Below are 260 nucleotides of genomic sequence, written 5' to 3' on the forward strand. Positions count from 1 at the left end.
GGACCTCTGTACGAGGCAGGACGCCCTGTGGCGCGCCGGTATTGCAGCCGGCCAATGAAAGACCGAACAGGATGAGGGCGGATGGTGCAAGCAGCCTGCGCATCGTTGATGGATCCTTGCTGTACGGACGAGTACCTAAATCACACTCTGTAAAAGTCGAGCCTCAACAAAAAAGCCCGGTGTTTCCACCGGGCTTTTCCGTAGTGCGTATCGGCTCTTAGTAGGAGCTGAACTTGTAGTTCAGGCCAGCGCGAACAACG

It is taken from the genome of Microvirga brassicacearum (assembly GCF_008757455.1).
In the GTDB taxonomy this organism is placed as follows: Bacteria; Pseudomonadota; Alphaproteobacteria; order Rhizobiales; family Beijerinckiaceae; genus Microvirga; species Microvirga brassicacearum.